This window comes from Lunatimonas sp. (genome assembly GCF_020832325.1).
Lineage (GTDB): Bacteria > Bacteroidota > Bacteroidia > Cytophagales > Cyclobacteriaceae > Lunatimonas.
On the sequence record NZ_JAFIEU010000020.1, the window covers coordinates 60,118 to 77,192 of the forward strand.

The 17,075-nt window shown below is 42.9% G+C and carries 13 protein-coding genes; 2 read left to right on the top strand and 11 right to left on the bottom strand.

Annotated features, from left to right (window positions below; translation table 11 throughout):
• Positions 1-82: 82 nt before the first annotated feature.
• The 11 genes from JJU34_RS07930 to JJU34_RS07980 all read right to left on the bottom strand — a co-directional run bounded on the left by JJU34_RS07930 (position 83) and on the right by JJU34_RS07980 (position 14,307).
• On the bottom strand, positions 83-1,210 hold the full coding sequence (locus JJU34_RS07930) for an O-antigen ligase family protein (RefSeq protein ID WP_228691803.1): 1,128 nt from the start codon (positions 1,208-1,210) through the stop codon (positions 83-85).
• Positions 1,203-2,372 carry a glycosyltransferase family 4 protein gene (locus JJU34_RS07935; protein ID WP_366512684.1) on the bottom strand — a complete coding sequence of 390 codons (1,170 nt, stop codon included), beginning with the start codon at positions 2,370-2,372 and terminating at the stop codon, positions 1,203-1,205. Before JJU34_RS07935 ends, JJU34_RS07930 begins: the two co-directional genes overlap by 8 nt.
• A complete protein-coding gene (locus tag JJU34_RS07940) occupies positions 2,353-3,387 on the bottom strand; it encodes a GNVR domain-containing protein (protein WP_228691805.1) in 1,035 nt (344 codons plus the stop codon). Before JJU34_RS07940 ends, JJU34_RS07935 begins: the two co-directional genes overlap by 20 nt.
• A 105-nt stretch (positions 3,388-3,492) precedes the next feature.
• The gene (locus JJU34_RS07945; protein ID WP_228691806.1) at positions 3,493-4,341 is read right to left on the bottom strand and encodes a glycosyltransferase; all 849 of its coding nucleotides are present in this window, start codon (positions 4,339-4,341) and stop codon (positions 3,493-3,495) included.
• Positions 4,328-5,485: an ATP-grasp domain-containing protein gene (locus JJU34_RS07950; protein WP_228691807.1), complete on the bottom strand. Its 1,158-nt coding sequence runs from the start codon at positions 5,483-5,485 to the stop codon at positions 4,328-4,330. Before JJU34_RS07950 ends, JJU34_RS07945 begins: the two co-directional genes overlap by 14 nt.
• 17 nt (positions 5,486-5,502) lie before the next feature.
• On the bottom strand, positions 5,503-6,585 hold the full coding sequence (locus JJU34_RS07955) for a DegT/DnrJ/EryC1/StrS family aminotransferase (protein WP_228691808.1): 1,083 nt from the start codon (positions 6,583-6,585) through the stop codon (positions 5,503-5,505).
• The gene (locus JJU34_RS07960) at positions 6,582-8,045 is read right to left on the bottom strand and encodes a lipopolysaccharide biosynthesis protein (RefSeq protein WP_228691809.1); all 1,464 of its coding nucleotides are present in this window, start codon (positions 8,043-8,045) and stop codon (positions 6,582-6,584) included. The genes JJU34_RS07955 and JJU34_RS07960 overlap by 4 nt, the downstream gene beginning before the upstream one ends.
• Before the next feature lie 162 nt (positions 8,046-8,207).
• Positions 8,208-10,778 carry an SLBB domain-containing protein gene (locus JJU34_RS07965; RefSeq protein ID WP_228691850.1) on the bottom strand — a complete coding sequence of 857 codons (2,571 nt, stop codon included), beginning with the start codon at positions 10,776-10,778 and terminating at the stop codon, positions 8,208-8,210.
• A gap of 396 nt (positions 10,779-11,174) precedes the next feature.
• Entirely contained in the window at positions 11,175-12,314 is a 1,140-nt protein-coding gene (gmd, locus tag JJU34_RS07970) for a GDP-mannose 4,6-dehydratase (RefSeq protein WP_228691810.1), read from the bottom strand.
• A gap of 38 nt (positions 12,315-12,352) precedes the next feature.
• A complete protein-coding gene (locus tag JJU34_RS07975; protein ID WP_228691811.1) occupies positions 12,353-13,306 on the bottom strand; it encodes a GDP-L-fucose synthase in 954 nt (317 codons plus the stop codon).
• A gap of 5 nt (positions 13,307-13,311) precedes the next feature.
• Positions 13,312-14,307 carry a sugar phosphate nucleotidyltransferase gene (locus JJU34_RS07980; RefSeq protein ID WP_228691812.1) on the bottom strand — a complete coding sequence of 332 codons (996 nt, stop codon included), beginning with the start codon at positions 14,305-14,307 and terminating at the stop codon, positions 13,312-13,314.
• A gap of 300 nt (positions 14,308-14,607) precedes the next feature.
• Between JJU34_RS07980 and JJU34_RS07985 the strand changes: the two genes are divergently transcribed.
• Both JJU34_RS07985 and JJU34_RS07990 read left to right on the top strand, forming a co-directional pair.
• The gene (locus JJU34_RS07985; protein ID WP_228691813.1) at positions 14,608-15,114 is read left to right on the top strand and encodes a UpxY family transcription antiterminator; all 507 of its coding nucleotides are present in this window, start codon (positions 14,608-14,610) and stop codon (positions 15,112-15,114) included.
• A gap of 111 nt (positions 15,115-15,225) precedes the next feature.
• Complete coding sequence (locus tag JJU34_RS07990) at positions 15,226-17,013, top strand: glycoside hydrolase family 15 protein (protein ID WP_228691814.1); 1,788 nt, start codon at positions 15,226-15,228, stop codon at positions 17,011-17,013.
• Positions 17,014-17,075 lie beyond the last annotated feature (62 nt).

Below are 17,075 nucleotides of genomic sequence, written 5' to 3' on the forward strand. Positions count from 1 at the left end.
GCCTGCCCCGATCGCTCGGGGGAATCTCGCATGGTTGATAGTCATCCCGGTGTTTGCCGCCTGCTTCATGCTCGATTTCATCTTAAGCCTTTAAAGCCAATGCAAATGCAACAAAAGGAATGGTGGCTGTCGCAAAATCGTGGGAGGTGTTCCAGCTTAACAAAAAATAAAGGCCGATAGCAGAAATACTAATGTAGTATACGTTTTTACGAATATTCTCCCTAAACCTCTGAGCCGTAAGGAATAGAATTCCTAGAAACAACAAAACCCCAATTATCCCATAGGCCAAACCGATTTCTAAGAATATATTGTGAGGGTAATGAATGAGAATGTATTCGTGTGCATCAGTTCCATACCCAAAGGGATTTCTCGAAATGGCTTCCACGGCTGGAAGCCACAAGTCCAGTCGGTTATCTTCGCCGCCGGACTCAACCAATGCAATCACTCTGGCAAGAGACTTAAAAGTCTCGAGGTTGGCGAGCACGTAAGAACCTACTGCAAGGAAGAAAACACCCCCCGCAAGCAACACCTTAGCGGCGACCTTTCTATTCCTTATACTGAATAAAGCGGCTGTCAATACGACCCCAAATGAGAGAAAGGGAAAAATGATAGACGATCGTCCTCTGGAGGTCAGAATAACAAAAATATTTAACCCTATGAACGCCAGCAAAACCAGTATTTGCGTCGAAGACAGCTTTTCAAATACCCTAATCAACAACAGCATCAGGGAACATCCTATGGGCATTCCGTAGGTTAAGTAGGTTTGGCCTTTTTCAAAATTCAGACTGATCCCGATCGTCAGCTTCCAAACACACAAGATTAGACCCCAGGCAATCAGCAGGTTTACCAAAAGACGAATATGCACACGCTCTACAAAGGTCGCAGTGGTAAGTGCGGCAATAAAAATGAAGGCATATTTAACTAACTTATCGAAAGAAAAATAGCTAAAGGGAAAAACAAAATAAGAAATAAAGACTAACAGCATCAAACATATAAACAGAAAAAGAAAGATCCTCTGCCTTATCCCCAAAAAAACCGGTGTAGGACTGCTGACGTAAAAATGCAATAAAAAAAACCCATATAAAGCCATCAGTCCCACGTTGAGCAGGGGAGACGAGTAGATCAGCTTCAAACTAGGGAGGGACAACGTAGCAAATACTACCCAGGTAAACGGGAGATGTGCTTCCTTAAGGTATGCCTGATCACTCATCCACTCGGAACAATTCTAAATGTTTCTTTAGAACTGAATTACTCTCAAACTGGGCTAAAATTTTGTTTCTGGCCTGTATGCCATGCCTCGTGCGAAGCTCCGTGTTTTCCAAATAAACCAAAATACACTCAGCAAGTTGCGATACCTCCCGATCAATGAGGTAACCGTTTCTTCCATGGTCTACCACGTCTGCGGCACCGGACACCTTGGTAACGATGGCGGGAAGTCCACAGGACATGGCTTCCAACATGGAGTTTGACATTCCCTCGTTTAATGAAGGCAAAACGAATAGGTCTCCAGCTTGATAATAGGCGAGAATAGTGGAGGTGTGGTCAATGATATGCGTATGATTTTGCAGAACAGTATTACTTGACAACAATTCTTCCAACACCTGCTTTTCCTTTCCCTTGTCCCGATCCGGACCAATAATCAACAGTTGGATTTGCGGAAACCTTCCTATCATCCCTTCTATCGCTCGAAGGACCAGCGAAGGTCCTTTGCGTTGCGATATTCCGCCTGTAAAAACAATAACAAAATCAGATTCCTTCAACCCAAACTTCTCCCTGACCAGTACCTTACTCTCCAATTTCAGCGGTACAAACTTCCGAGTATCCACCCCATTTGGAATTCGGATGATTTGCTTAGCACCTATGTTTTTTTCCTTAAGCTCTTCTACAATTTCTGAGCTAAGGGCTATAAAGCCATCTACCTCCTTTGCCATCCTCAACCGTTGTTGAGGCAGTCCGAGTAATTTCGACACCCTTGAATTATCATTGAACCCATCGTTTAGGGCAGTCATCTTAACAAATGTTTTCTTGCCCCCAAATTTTTTGAACCATACTCCTGGCAACAATCCAATATGATGAGGAGATAGGTTATAGCATATGTCGTACTTTTTTGCATTCTTCTTCATCCAAAAATAAGACCACAGGATGAAAAGGGTCATACTCACTTTATCTTTAAAAATGAGTTTTCTTACAAATGAGATGGAATCAAAAAGGGGATACTTGGCTTGTGCTGGAAAACCATGTGCCAAGTGGATTTCATACTTCTCCTTGTCAACCCCCTGTAACAAATTGAACGCACTGATCCCAGGTCCCCAATAATGGGTTCCTGAACCCAGTGGTGCCCATAAAAGAATGCTAGTCTTCTTGGTAACCAAAAACGACCTCCCTTAAATAGACAATGGAAAATGAAAGAATGACAGCCAGGAAAATAGCTGCGGCGGAAATTAATAAACCGTTTGGCTTAAATTTGGCTCTGGGCATGATGGCTGGTTCGATGACAGAAAAAACAGGAGTCTCCTCCTGTAGTTTCACCTTTGCCATTTCCAATTGCTGAATCAGCGTATTATAAAGACTGGTAGCTTGGTTGAATTCCGCAACCAAACGTTCTTCTCGTATCTTGTAGGACGAAGACTGAATATTAAAATTGGCATCTCTGAATGTAGCCAGTGCTTCTTGGGATTTGAAAAATAGCGCTTTCGCCTCATCGTGCCGTTTTTGGACGAAGTTTAGATTTTGTCCGGCTTTCCCAGCCTTGTATTCGACGAGGTATTCGATGATGGACTGGGTAGCTTTTTCAGCCAGTTGTTTTGCCATCGACCGGTCATAAAACGTAACCGAAAAACTAACCAAACCTAGGTTAGGCTTATACGATATGGCAAACTTGTCCTTTAGATCACCAACAGCACGTGCGTCGGACGATTGAAGAATACCCTCGTCCTCGAAAACACGGCGCAATTCCTCATCTGAAAGGCCATGGGGCTTTCTATTGAATTGGCTGGGCAATTGAATCGTATACCTCTTTATGAGCGTGAAAATATCGTCCTTTTTGTGATTGTCATAAAACTCCCGGAGGGTCATCTCGCCAAACTCCGAATGCTTATACGTATCCTCTAGTAGGTTAAACAGGAATGGCGTTGAGGCCAGGATTTCGTTATACAATATCGGGTCGATCAACTCATTCTGGGACCTGGCTAGCCCACCACCCATCAATGCACCAGCTCCCCCTCCCAGCTGCCTCAACAGATCATTTGAGTCCCTATTGGCTGCTTCAGGGAGCAGCTTGACCTCCACTTTGTATTCGGTTGGGGTACCCAAATAGAGAATCAGCCCAAACAAAAAGGCGATTACGAAAGACCCAAAAATATACTTTCTGTTGGATTTAGCAATCATTCTAATTCTGTGTGGCACAGACGAGGGAGGTTTTTTCATCATGATATGTTACAAACCAACTAAGTGAATTTTGTCCAAAATAACTAAACTTGTCAAACAAGTAAATTAACCATTCAGCTTTAACCTAACCAATCGGAAGTAATTCAGAAGGATGTACATGATCATCGGAAATCGCTTGCTAACACCCTTAACTTTCAATAGCCGGCTTAAAAAGACCATCTTAGTTTGAATGCTTTTTCGTCGAAATCCCGCAAGCATAGTTTGACCGGAATGATGTTTCCTATAAAACCCCATTGGTGCAGAAAAGTAATACCCATCTCCTTTAGTAAGCAGATATGCCTCCAGCGGCCAATCTCCGATTGGCAAACCCACAATAAGATTCTGAAAAGTCTCATCAAGTAGCATCCGACGATATACCATGCTTAAAGTTGACCCTTGTTTTAACCGAAGAGAATCAACAAATGAGAACCGAACGTCCTTGTCCCTAGAGAAATTCTCCACAAATCGTCCATCCGAAATCACAACCGAATGATAGCAAAGCGAAAGATCGGGATGGGCTTCCAAAAAATCAACCTGTATCTGAAGTTTTTGAGGGTCTGTCCAGTAATCATCCCCTTCACACAAGGCAATGTATTTTCCCTTACTTCGATCTCTATTAATTCTCGAAGGCTTATTACCCTTTGAATACTGATTGACGCTCTGGTATATACCGTGTATGATACCCGGAAATCTATCTTCGTAGGACCTAATTATCTCTGATGTACCGTCTGTGGAGGCGTCATCATGAATGAGAATTTCAACTTTAAAATTGGTTTCTTGGCACAAAAAGCCTTCTAGCGTGGCTTGTATAAACTCACTGTGATTGAATGCAGCACAATTGATACTAACCAAAGGAGGCGTATCGTCTTCCCAAACCTGCTGGCATAACGGCACCTTATGATCAGTTTGATTCATTTAGAGAGTGGGGGCTAATTTCAAAATTAAATAAATCACGGGAGTCTTTCCGGTTATATACGTCGCTTTCCATCCATAAACTAATTTCGTCCATAAACTGAGTTGATGAATAATCGTAATAAACCGACGTACCACCCTTCGTAGAATTTGCTACTAATCCACCAAACCAACTATATATCGCGTTGGGATTAAAGGGAATCTCAAAATCACTAACCTCAAAACCATTATCTATTAAAAAGTTTCTGAAGATAGGGAAGCCCGCATCAACAAAAAGCTGACTTGGGCCCCACATTCTTGGGTTTGCTTCTATCATAAAAAACTCTCCGTTATGCATTTTCAGCTCTACCATCACGAGACCAGTGAAGCCGATAAGCTCAAATAGGTCGAGATATTTCTTGGTAATAGCATAATAGTTGCTGTTTAACACCCGAGCGGCCACCATAGAGCCTCCATTTGCCTGCTGAATCAAGTTCTCTTGTGAGACCGCAACGGTTAATTCCTTAGATGTAGAAATATAAAATAACAGATAAAGGCACTTCCCGGGAACAAACTCTTGAAAGAAAAAATCATCGAATAGGTATTCACCCTTAATCGAATTTAATACACTTTCGTTATATACAATAATAGGCTTAGTTTGAACTTCACCATTTTTCGCAAAATACGTATTAGGTTTGATGACAAAAGGAAACTCCAATTCAAGGTAATCTGTTGTCTCGTAGGGAACCCTTAACCCATTATCCTTACAAAGCCGAACAAAGCTAGATTTATCGGATACTTTTGAATACAGCTCTTCATTTACAAGGGGAATTTGAACATTAATCTTCTCGAGCGCAATTCTTTCCTTTAAAAAAAACCTGTTTAAATACTCCGTACTAGGAGCTATCACGAAATGATTGTAATTCGTTTGAGCCTTTATCTCATTGAAAATATGAAGAATTAATTCAAGGGTTAAATTGTCTGCGTTACGTTGGTGAATGACGTTTTTTGAATACTTAGTCAAGTAAATTCGGTCAAATTCTCCTGCGGAAACGATTAAAAAAGGAACCTTAAAAGCATTACACTGTCTACATAGCGCTATTACAGCTCTATCATTGAACCCAGAAAAAATTATCAGACATCGGTTTTGTTCTTGCGTTGTATCCAAAACAAACAATTTAACTATTAGGAATATTTAAGCGTTCTTAAAATACTTCTGCATATCAGCTCTTGCTCTTCAAAACTCAAACCAAAATACAAAGGAAGACACAGAATTCTCTTGGAAATATCTTCAGAAATTGGGGCAGAACTAGGCTTCAAATATCCGAGAGTATTTAAACTTGGATAAAAATAACGTCTAGTAAATACCCTTTTAACTTCTAAATTAGACTTAACCAATAAGGCTTCTGCTTCACTCTTAAATAACACCGGGTAATAGGAATGATTTACCGTTGCCCTATCCAACACTTTCAACTTGGGGAATCCTACCTTTGCCAAGAGCTGATCGTAGGCATGGGATTGCTTTTTCCTACTGGCTAAAATTTCACTAATATATCGCAAATTTAGGACACCCATAGCTGCATGAAATTCCGAGTTTTTTCCGTTAATTCCAACGCCACTAAATTTTTCAGGGCCATCATGGCCAAAATTTCTTAAATAGGCCATCCGCCTTAGTAGCTCCGGATTCCTCGTGAATACTGCACCTCCTTCTACGGTGTGAAATAACTTGGTCGCATGAAAACTAGTGGTGCAAACGTCCCCCCAATTAAAAATACTCTCCCCATCATATAGTGTACCAAAACAATGCGCACCGTCGTAAATAACCTTCAAGTTGAACCTATTGGCTATCTTTTGAATCGCCTCTACATCACATGGGTTTCCAAAACAGTGAGTTGCCAATATTGCTTCTGTATCTTTCGTAATGGCCTCCTCAATTGAATCTGGATTAATATTTAGCGTATCAGGATCTATATCCACAAAAACAGGCTCACAACCTTCCCAAACGACACTGCTGGTGGTAGCTACATACGAAAATGGTGTTGTAATAACCTTCTTTGTAATATCCAGCGCCTTTAGAGCAATTTGAATAGCTACTGTCCCATTTGATAGGTATAGGAGATGTTTGATTCCTAAATACTGTTTTAATTTTAATTCCAGATCGTTGACCAATGGACCGTTATTAGTATACCAATTTCTATCCCAGATCCCCTCTAGAAATGTGCAATATTCACCCAACGGTGGTTGAAACGGCTTTGTTACTGGTATCATATTTTCAGAAAAAACTTGAGTTTGATTGGAATATATGGCTGAGCAATGGAAAGGATGTAATTAAATGATTCCCCTCGAAAATATAGACTGGTAAGGACATACACTAGAAAACCTAAACCAATGTAAGCAATTAAAGCCGCTAATGAGTTAACTGAAAAAAAGAAAACACCGGCGAGCAAAACAACTGCCATTGGAAATGAAAATAGCCCAACCTTTAAAACATCAAAGACTTGTTGAAATACGGAATATTTTAAAAATTTTGAAGTATAATATGTATTAATAAATAGTGAGATATAGGATGAAATTACTTGACCAATTAACACTCCATAGATACCAAACTGAACTCCTATCAATAAAGCGATAGAGATAATTATTTTTTTATAAACCTCCAATTTCAAAAATAGATCAGATCTACCGTAGACCTTTAATAGATTTAAATTAATAGAGTGGAGGTGAAACAAAGCACCACTTATACAGATTAGTTGCAAAAACGACGTAGCTTCAATCCACTGAGGCCCGAGTACATACTCCATAATAGGAGCAGCAAAAACAATTAAAAAAACCATCAACGGAACTATCACATATGAACTTACCAATATGATCTGACGATAAGCCACTCGCAACCGATCGGGATTATCCCGTGTTTTTGCTAATAACGGGTACGTTACTTTCTGAATGACACTAATAAGGTTTAGACTTGCTAAATCCTTAATCTTTTTAGCTTGAGTGTATAAACCGAGTGTTGATGCCGCATATAACTTCCCAATTACCAGCTTATATATATTATTGAATATGGTAGCCAATAATCCAGATAAAAGCAACTTGTAGCCAAACCCAAACAACCTCTTAAATGCAGAAATATTAAAAATAAACCTAATCCGAATTGGGTTTACCTTCCATAGAACTATGGCACCAATCATCGATACGAGTAAGTACTGAGCTACCAAAGACCAAACTCCTGCCCCAAAATAGGCCAACAAAATAGAAACTATCCCAGCAACAAGCACCGCCGGAATTTGAGCAATTGCCTGCTTTTTAAATTCCATTCGCTGAGTCATTTCAGCACGTTGAACAATACTGAGGCCAGATGAAAACACAGACAAACCCATCACACGTATCAGCAGAATAAGATCGGGTTGATCGTAAAAATCGGCTACAAGCGTTGCCGTAAAGTATATTAGGATGTAAAATAAACCAGAAAGGAGGATATTGAGCCAAAAAACAGTTGATCGATCAATATCGGTAATCGACCGCTCCCGAATCAAAGCCTGCCCCATTCCACTGTCGATAAAACTCTGCGACACCTCAAAAACGATCATGACCATGGCTACTAAACCAAACTCAGTAGGAGATAGCAGCCTCGCTAGGACAATAAAGATCACAATTTGAATTAGTTGCTGACCAAACCTCTCAGCAGCCACCCAAATGATTCCTTTACCTGCTTCCTTTTTAAGTGACATGAATTCTATCTAAACCGAGCAGTTCATAAACGGATTACCGCCCGGAAATATTTTTCTGTTTACTATTTACTGCATGGAAACGACCCAATCAGCGAATCCGCTTTCATCAGGCTGGCTAACTGACGTAAACTTTCAAAAATAGGGTAGAAACTATAAAAACAACTAGTTCCGAACCCTATCAATCAATATCACCAACGTAGTCAAACTAGTCGCCAACCCAACCCATCCCTGTACACTCATCGGTTCTCTTTCGGGTTTGGTGGGTACGATAATTTCAGCTCCCGGCTCAATAGGGGGATAGGAATTAATAAATAAAAATTTCTTCGTACGTTGTACATCTCCGTTGGCATATACCACATAGGACCTGCCTCGTCTGGATTTTTCGGTAAAGCCGCCCGCACGGGAAATGTAATCCTTGAAGCCCGAGTGGACTCTATACCTAGCGGATGTAGGATACAAGACCTCCCCGCGCATCCTTACCGTCTGTAATTCACGAGGAATACTGAGCACATCCCCTTCACGCAAGATCAAATCATCAGAACCATAGGGATTTCTCAGAATGGCCTCCAAGTTGATACCTATGAGTTCTGTATCTTTGATTTGGATCTGACCGACCCCCTCCTGCGCCTCTCCAAGGTCCATAATCGACTGCTGTCGGAAATCTCCAACGTCCATAGATTCCCTTTCAGCTTGCTCACTCGATTTGGACTCGGCAATTTTCCGATCAATTCTGGAGGACAAAATCTTGTCCGACTCCGTCCGGTCCAAGCTATCCCTGCTGATATTGGCTTTCACCTTGGTGAGCGTAGCCGCTTTTATCTCATCCTCACTTAGGTCTTTGTAAAACTCGTTCCTGCGGATCAAGGTGGCTCCCTTGGGGTAGGCGTAGGGATTGAGCCCACCAGCTCGGCTAACCAAATCAGAAAGTCTCTCATCGGCACGTGCAATGGCGTATTCACCTGGAAAAAAAGCCTCTCCATCTACCCGTACCAACTGCTCGCGCTGGAAGCCCGGACTCCTTCGTATGATTACATGGTCAAAAGGCCGTAGTGGCTCCAATGCTTTGGTACCACTGACTTTCAGTTCCTTGTCTATATCCAGAATAATTATCTCGGCCAACTTACCCGAAATATCGTCTTTTACCCTTCTGGCTACCTCTATTTTTGATGCGGTAGCTGACTCCTTGAACCCGCCTGCTTTTAACACCAAGTCGGCTACAGTCATGTTTTCGCCAAAAGCGAATGCCCCAGGTCTATTGACTTCCCCCGAGATCTTGACATAATATTCCTCTCGCAGGTCATAGATGCTTGGAATATTCAATACGTCCTCTCTCCTTAATACAATGTCTTCCTCTTCTCCGTTCAGGATAGCACGAATATCCACCGGCAAAATCTCCAATGAAAAATCACCCTTGGTCCGGTACAAGGTGGCCCGATTGACAAAGGCATCCTCTCTAAGTCCTTGTGCTCTCGCAACCAAGTCTCTAATCCCCATGCCCTGATTAAGCGCAAAGGTTCCCGGTCGCATCAATGCTCCGGTGATTTGTACCCTGTTTTCGAATCGGTTGAGAATTTCGCCGACCCTATAGGTATCTCCATCCTTCGGAAAAAAAACCGGAAAATTCGCCGCTTCGACATCCTCTACCCGCATCTCGCTACCAGTCATTCTGGTTACTGTCAATCGATCCCGAAAAGCTTGGCTAGAAAAACCACCTGCAAACTGTATCAAATCCTCCAAATTTTCACTTGGCCGGGTCTCAAATAGGCCCTGCCTTCGTACAGGACCCTGAATCTCCACCCTGGATCGAACCGGCGGCACGATAATTACATCGTTGTCCTGTAGATTTACCGAACTTGTGAAGTCCCCTCCGATCAAAAAATTGTATATATCTACCTCCGTTACCAACTTGTTATCCCGGTAAATCTGAATATGCCGAAAAGAACCATTCTCATTCGGACCCCCAGCAGCAAAAAGTGCATTGAACGGAGAAGAAAATGAAGGCAAGGTATAGGTGCCAGGTCGTACGAGTTCGCCTACCATCGAAACGGAAACTGTCCGAATATTGCCCAACCGGACATCCAAAAAGGTATTGGGATTAGTTCCTGATAGACCGGAATAAATCCTCGTTAAAGCTGATTTTATTCTGCCAGTAGCCGCAGCAATGCTGGAACCTCCAACCTGAATTGGTCCTACATTTGGGATAAAAATCCTGCCATCTGGATTGATGGTGAGATCGTAGGCTTGTTGCGACGCGCCGTACACATCGATTAACAACTGATCGCCAGCACCTACCACATAGCCCTGAGGAGTCGGTACATTTAGGCTTGGATTAAACGTCAGATCTCTGTTGTGAAATAGCTTGTACCCAAATATCTTCTTCTGCGTTGGAGTAAGGTCGTAGTAAGGATCCGATTTACGTAAAGAATCAAACAAATCGGGTTGCGTTTGCTGGCCCTGAAGTTGACGCAACTGGCTTCCTACACCGCTCCTTTGTGTTTGCTGTTCAGGTCTTCCTCCGCTTTTTAGTGTATTTACCCGCTGCCGCAGCTTAGCTACTTCGGCAGCAGGCATTCCCCTTTCAGCGGCCATATTGAGCATTTGCTGTTCGTTCAACCCCTGTGCTTCGCCACGCTTTATCAACTGTTCAATCTGTGCGTCCGACAAGTTATCGACTTTCACATTTTGAATTTCCTGCAGCGACTGGCCAAAAACCGACACATGTAGGAGTGTCATCCAAATTATAGAAAGGACACTAATTGCCCAAAAACGAGGTCTGATCATTCTACGCAGATTTTTCAAATTACCATCTCAATAAAATTTATGAAAAAGGAGACACAGCTTCGCCTCCTCAGTCCCAAACAAACAGGAACATCAACCTAGAAACCGACCCAAAGCCGACGCAAATTCCATGGGTTTAATGATGGCTTTCACAAATCAAGCCACAAAAATACAGATTCTAAATTTAAAAATACAAAGTATCGAAATTATCAAACTAAAGCACCACTTGAATTTACCTAGATCAAAAAATACTACCCTCCTAAAAGAACAAAAGCCATCAACTCACACCTGAAAAAAACAAACAATGGATTTCCGGGTGTAAACTGATGACTTAATGCACTTTAGCCTGGTTTATTCGGCTTGGTTCAATACCTTATGGCCTCCTTTGATTAAGTGGATATCCCGCTGAAACAAGCGAACATCCGAAGAAACCATATCGGCTACAAGCATAGGAAGGTCGTACTTCGGTGTCCAACCCAATTTCTCCTTTGCTTTGGTCGGATCTCCGATCAACAGGTCCACCTCTGTGGGACGGAAATAGGCTGCGTCAATCTTTACCAAAACGTCTCCTACAGAAACCTTAAAGTTGTCTAATTTAAGTACCTCTTTAGCTAGGGTTTGGTCTATACTATCCAGTATACCAACCTCCTCTATTCCCTGTCCCTCAAACCGGAGCTTAAAACCGATTTCGGCAAATGCCATTCGGATAAAGTCACGTACGGTCGTAGTAACCCCCGTGGCAATCACATAATCCTCTGCCTCTTCCTGTTGCAAAATCCTCCACATTGCTTCTACATAGTCCTTTGCATGTCCCCAGTCCCGCTTGGCATCCAAATTTCCCATGTATAAATTCGTCTGAAGACCCAAACCGATTTTGGCCACCGCTCGGGTGATTTTTCGGGTCACAAAGGTCTCCCCTCTCAAGGGCGACTCGTGATTAAACAAAATCCCATTACAGGCATACATACCGTAGGCCTCCCGATAATTGACCGTGATCCAATAGCCATATAACTTAGCCACGGCATACGGTGATCTGGGGTAAAAAGGTGTCGTTTCCGACTGAGGCACCTGCTGTACCAGTCCATACAACTCTGAAGTGGAAGCCTGATACACCTTGGTTTTCTTTTCCATTCCCAACAGACGGACCGCTTCCAAAATTCGCAGGGTACCTATCCCATCCGCATTTGCAGTATACTCCGGCGTATCGAAGCTTACTTTCACGTGACTCATAGCCGCCAAATTGTAAACCTCATCCGGTTTCGTCTCCTGAATAATTCGGGTCAGGTTCATCGAATCGGTAAGATCTCCATAATGCAAAAACAAATTCTTATTCTCCTCGTGCGGATCCTGATAAAGATGGTCTATACGGTCTGTGTTAAAAAGCGAAGCCCTACGCTTGATCCCGTGTACGATATACCCCTTTTCCAAAAGTAATTCAGCAAGGTAAGCACCGTCCTGCCCTGTGATCCCCGTAATTAATGCTGTCTTCATGATTTACGATTAAATGAAATTGCCGAAAATATTGATTGTTAAATTTTTACTTCCTTTACCCGATCCACATTGGCTAAAAACCACTCATAGGTTTCTTTGATCCCTTTTTCCAGGGTAATGGAGGATCGCCACCCCTTCTCTGCCATCTTAGAAACATCCATCAACTTCCTGGGGGTACCATCCGGTTTTTCGGAGTCCCATACAATGGAACCCTGATGGCCGGTGGTTCGCTGTATCAACTCAGCCAACTCCTTGATCGTCAGGTCTACACCCGTACCGACATTATACAAGTTATCTTCGAATGTGTGTTCCATCGCAAAAATAACCGCATCAGCCATATCATCCACGTGCAAAAACTCCCTCATCGGCGTGCCTGAGCCCCACAAAACCACATCGGAGTGCCCATTTAATTTGGCTTCGTGAAACTTACGGATCATCGCCGGAAGCACATGGCTGGTCTCTAAATCGAAATTATCAAAAGGCCCGTACAGATTCGTGGGCATTAGACTAATAAAGTCTTTGGAAAACTGCTTACGGATCGCTTCGCATGCCTTTACCCCTGAAATTTTGGCCAATGCATACCACTCATTGGTAGGTTCCAACGCAGACGTAAGCAGGTACTCCTCCTTTAAAGGCTGAGGAGCAAATTTCGGATATATACAGGAACTCCCCAAAAAAATAAATTTCTCAACCCCCGACTGTAGGGAACTATCTATTAAATTATTCTGAATCAGCATATTATCCATCAAGAACTGGTAGGGATAATTATTGTTAGCCAATATTCCCCCTACTCTGGCAGCGGCATCGATGACCACTTCAGGCCTCTTTTCACTGAAAAAGTCCCGAACGGCCTGCTGATTTCTCAGGTCCAATTCTTTGCTGCTGGATCCGATCAATCCAGTATAGCCTTTCTTTACGAGAGACCGCCAAATCGCCGCACCTACCATCCCATGATGGCCGGAAATGTAAATCTTTGCATGTTTATCAACCATACTGCTTACGATAAGAGTTCAGGGTTTTCCTTTTCCAACCGTTCATAGATCTTTTTTACGTCTTGAGCCTTCGAACGGTCCATTACCAAAACCGCGTCTGCCGTTTCTACTAAAATTACATTTTCAACGCCCAGAAACTCCACCCGCTTGCCCGATCCAATGGCCAAATTAGACCCTTGCCGGGCAGGACTGTCCGCTGGGGTGTGCTCGTACAAGGCCTCAAACGACCCCATATCAGACCAATCGAATTTTGCCGGAACCACTTTGATCCGTTTAGATCGTTCCATAACGGCATAATCAACGCTGATAGAGGGGATTTCCATGCTTTCAGCAAGTGGGAGGAACCCGTCCTTTGAAAGCTCAAAGGCCTTTTTCGATTTCGCATAAACCTCGGGCTCATACTGTTTGAGCTCATCCAAAAACACACCGGCAGCAAAGCAAAACATGCCGCTGTTCCACAAGAAATTTCCCTGGGCAATAAACTCCTCCGCTAGTGCGGACGAGGGCTTTTCACGAAAGGACAAAACCTCGTTGCCGGCATACTCGATGTATCCAAACCCGGTTTCTGGTTTGGTAGGTACCAATCCAAAGGTCACCAAATGCTTGTCTCCTGCCAATTGAATTGCCTGCTGAATCGCTGCTGCGTATGCATCGCCTTCCTGAATAAGATGATCTGACGGAGTTACCAACAATATATCCTCCGAATCAGCCAAAAAGGCTGCAAACGCAATGGCCGCAGCTGTATTCCGGGGTGCAGCCTCAACAACCTCACGGTACTGACTGCCCTGAAGACTCTTTAAGGAATCCCTCGACAATAAGTAATTGTCCTTTCCACCTACTACCACCACCTTTTCACAAAACGGTTGATTCCGCTGTACGGTAAGTTCAAACAATGACCTCCCCTCAAATAGGGGCAAATACTGCTTAGGTCTTGATTTTCTTGATAAGGGCCAAAGCCTACTTCCAACCCCACCGGATAAAATTACGTTAATCACACTCATGTCAGAAAGTAAAAATTAAGGTCATCAAAATAGGATCAAATCAGTTGATAAACCGGGTAAAGTTAAGAAAACCCCCGCTATCTAGCTGCAAAACTAATAAAAAATAATGAAACCCATTTTATACAATTCAAATTACATTTTTTTTGATATTTAAATACATCTATAAAAGTCGAGTGGCAGTCCGCCAAATGATTTTCGCATTGCCAGATTAACAGGGAATAAAAAATATTTGACTTAGATACGTTCGGAAATCGGCACTCAAATGAATAATTTTGCCTAAAGCTTATAAATACCCTAGAGATGAGTGAAGACAACCGATGGTTTGTGATGTATACCGCACCTCGGGCGGAAAAAAAAGTGGCCGAACGACTTAAAGAAAAAGGAATCGAGGTCTATCTACCTATGGTAGAACAGGTTAGGCAATGGAGCGACCGAAAAAAGAAAGTTGTTGTGCCTCTTTTTAATGGCTATTTATTTGTGAATTTTACCAAAGACCGGCTCTGGGAGGCATTGCAGGTGAGTGGGGCCGTAAAATTTGTCAATTTTTCGGGAGAACATGCAACGGTGCCACAAGCGGAAATTGACACCATCCGCAGGGTCATTGAAACGGGTGTATCCGTGGAGGTAAACACCGACCCTATCGAAAAAGGGGAAAGAGTGAAAATTCTGGGAGGACCTCTGGAAGGCTTTGAAGGTGAATGTGTTCAGAAATCAAACCAAGATTATTTCATTATCCGGATTCCTGGAATAAATCAAAATATGTTGATCAACGTACCTAGAAAATATTTGGATGTGATCAAAGATTAGTTGAAAGCTTGCTGAACAATTCCACGTTGACTTGGTTTTCTATGCAAATTTTTATTCTATATATTAGCCGATCATCGAAGACCTTTTTGTTTAAATCTAACCATACTTTGCATGGAAAAGCACCTGTACGGAACGGGACTGATTGGGAATTGCGCCTACATCGCCCACATTGAAAAAAACTCCAACATCAGTTGGCTTTGCCTGCCCCGCTTCGACAGCGACTTTGTCTTTGGATCCATGCTGGACCACGATAAGGGAGGCGAGTTTACAATTCTTCCTCAGAACGGAGGTTTTGAATCGGAACAAAGCTACTTGGAAAACACAAACGTACTCCAGACGAAAATCACCAACTCGATGGGGGAATCCTACACCATCACCGACTTTGCACCGCGTTTTGAAAATTACGACCGACACTACAAACCTCTAATGCTAGTCCGTAAGGTGGAACCACTAGACGGGGAACCAAAGATCAAAATCAAATGTGAACCTGTCACCAACTATGGTAAAAAAACACTTACTCCATCTCCAGGAAGCAACCACATTCGATTTGCAGGGGCGGAACAGCAAATAAGACTTACCACAAACTGTTCCATTTCATATATCTTAGAAGAGAAAGAGTTCCGGCTAAACCGACCAATCTACCTTGTCTTTACCTATGGTAGTCCCTTGGAGGCTCCAATAGAAAGCACTATAGACCGGTTTCTGATGGAGACTATCAAATATTGGAGGAAATGGATCAAATCTACGAGTATCCCAAATTTTAATCAAACTCTGGTAGTCCGATCCGCCTTGGCCCTGAAAATCCATCAATACGAAGACACGGGCGCAATTATCGCTTCTTCTACTACGAGCCTGCCCGAGTCTCCCGGATCTACCCGGAATTGGGATTATCGTTACTGCTGGATGAGAGATACGTTCTATACGTTAAATGTCTTCAATCATCTAGGACACTTTGAAGAACTGGAGCGCTACTTCGAATACATTCAAAACCTACCCACAGACAGTCAGGGCCGTTACCAGCCTCTTTATTCCATCACCGGTTCTGCGCTTCTGGAAGAACGAATCTGCGACTTGGATGGCTATCTGGGCAATCAACCTGTGAGGTTTGGAAACCAAGCCTATACCCATATACAGAATGACCTATACGGGCAGGTTTTGGTTAGTCTGCTGCCCCTTTATGCTGACAAACGCTTTACTGAATCTGAGAAAAGCCATTCCAGGCCGTTTATCAACAACTTGCTGCTAAAAATAGAGGAAACCATGGACGAAAAGGATGCTGGACTGTGGGAATTCCGCAACCTTCAGCAGCAGCATTGCTATACCTTTCTATTTCACTGGGCCGGGGCCTCCGCAGCCATAAAAATTGCCGATAGGCTAAAAGACAGTAAAATGAAGGATAAAGCGGTTTATCTCAAAAATTTAGCCGCCGAAAAAATAGAGGAATGTTATGTACCTGACTTAAAGGCCTATGCACAGGCAATTGGCAGCCGAAACATGGATGCCAGTACGTTACAATTGATCACTATGGGCTATTTCGGCGATGACCTAGACAGGGCCAACGATCACCTGAAAATGCTGGAAAAAGACCTCCTCGCCAAAGACTATCTCTTCTACCGCTACAAACATTCCGATGATTTTGGAGAGCCGGAAACAACCTTCCTAATATGTGCTTTCTGGTATATTGAGGCGTTGGCCTGCGTAAATAGACTACAGGAAGCGATTGAGGGTTTTGAGAAATTGACCCAATACTGTAACCACTTGAAACTTTTCAGTGAGGATGTAGATCATGTAACGGGCAGTCAATGGGGCAACTTTCCCCAAACCTATAGCCATGTGGGATTGATGAATGCTGCCTACAGAATCGGACAAAAGATCAACAAGCCTGATTTTCTCACCTAGTCACGCGTAGTTTGATCCAAAAAGCAAGAAGCTGTTCCAGTAATAAGAACAGCTTCTTTTTC

What these genes read in the sequence shown, in the direction of transcription:
- JJU34_RS07985 (WP_228691813.1), top strand. Translation starts at nt 14,608, where the DNA reads ATGAGTGAAGACAACCGATGGTTTGTGATGTATACCGCACCTCGGGCG.
- JJU34_RS07980 (WP_228691812.1), bottom strand. Translation starts at nt 14,307, where the DNA reads ATGAGTGTGATTAACGTAATTTTATCCGGTGGGGTTGGAAGTAGGCTT.
- gmd (WP_228691810.1), bottom strand. Translation starts at nt 12,314, where the DNA reads ATGAAGACAGCATTAATTACGGGGATCACAGGGCAGGACGGTGCTTAC.
- JJU34_RS07990 (WP_228691814.1), top strand. Translation starts at nt 15,226, where the DNA reads ATGGAAAAGCACCTGTACGGAACGGGACTGATTGGGAATTGCGCCTAC.
- JJU34_RS07945 (WP_228691806.1), bottom strand. Translation starts at nt 4,341, where the DNA reads ATGAATCAAACTGATCATAAGGTGCCGTTATGCCAGCAGGTTTGGGAA.
- JJU34_RS07960 (WP_228691809.1), bottom strand. Translation starts at nt 8,045, where the DNA reads ATGTCACTTAAAAAGGAAGCAGGTAAAGGAATCATTTGGGTGGCTGCT.
- JJU34_RS07955 (WP_228691808.1), bottom strand. Translation starts at nt 6,585, where the DNA reads ATGATACCAGTAACAAAGCCGTTTCAACCACCGTTGGGTGAATATTGC.
- JJU34_RS07965 (WP_228691850.1), bottom strand. Translation starts at nt 10,778, where the DNA reads ATGACACTCCTACATGTGTCGGTTTTTGGCCAGTCGCTGCAGGAAATT.
- JJU34_RS07975 (WP_228691811.1), bottom strand. Translation starts at nt 13,306, where the DNA reads ATGGTTGATAAACATGCAAAGATTTACATTTCCGGCCATCATGGGATG.
- JJU34_RS07940 (WP_228691805.1), bottom strand. Translation starts at nt 3,387, where the DNA reads ATGATTGCTAAATCCAACAGAAAGTATATTTTTGGGTCTTTCGTAATC.
- JJU34_RS07930 (WP_228691803.1), bottom strand. Translation starts at nt 1,210, where the DNA reads ATGAGTGATCAGGCATACCTTAAGGAAGCACATCTCCCGTTTACCTGG.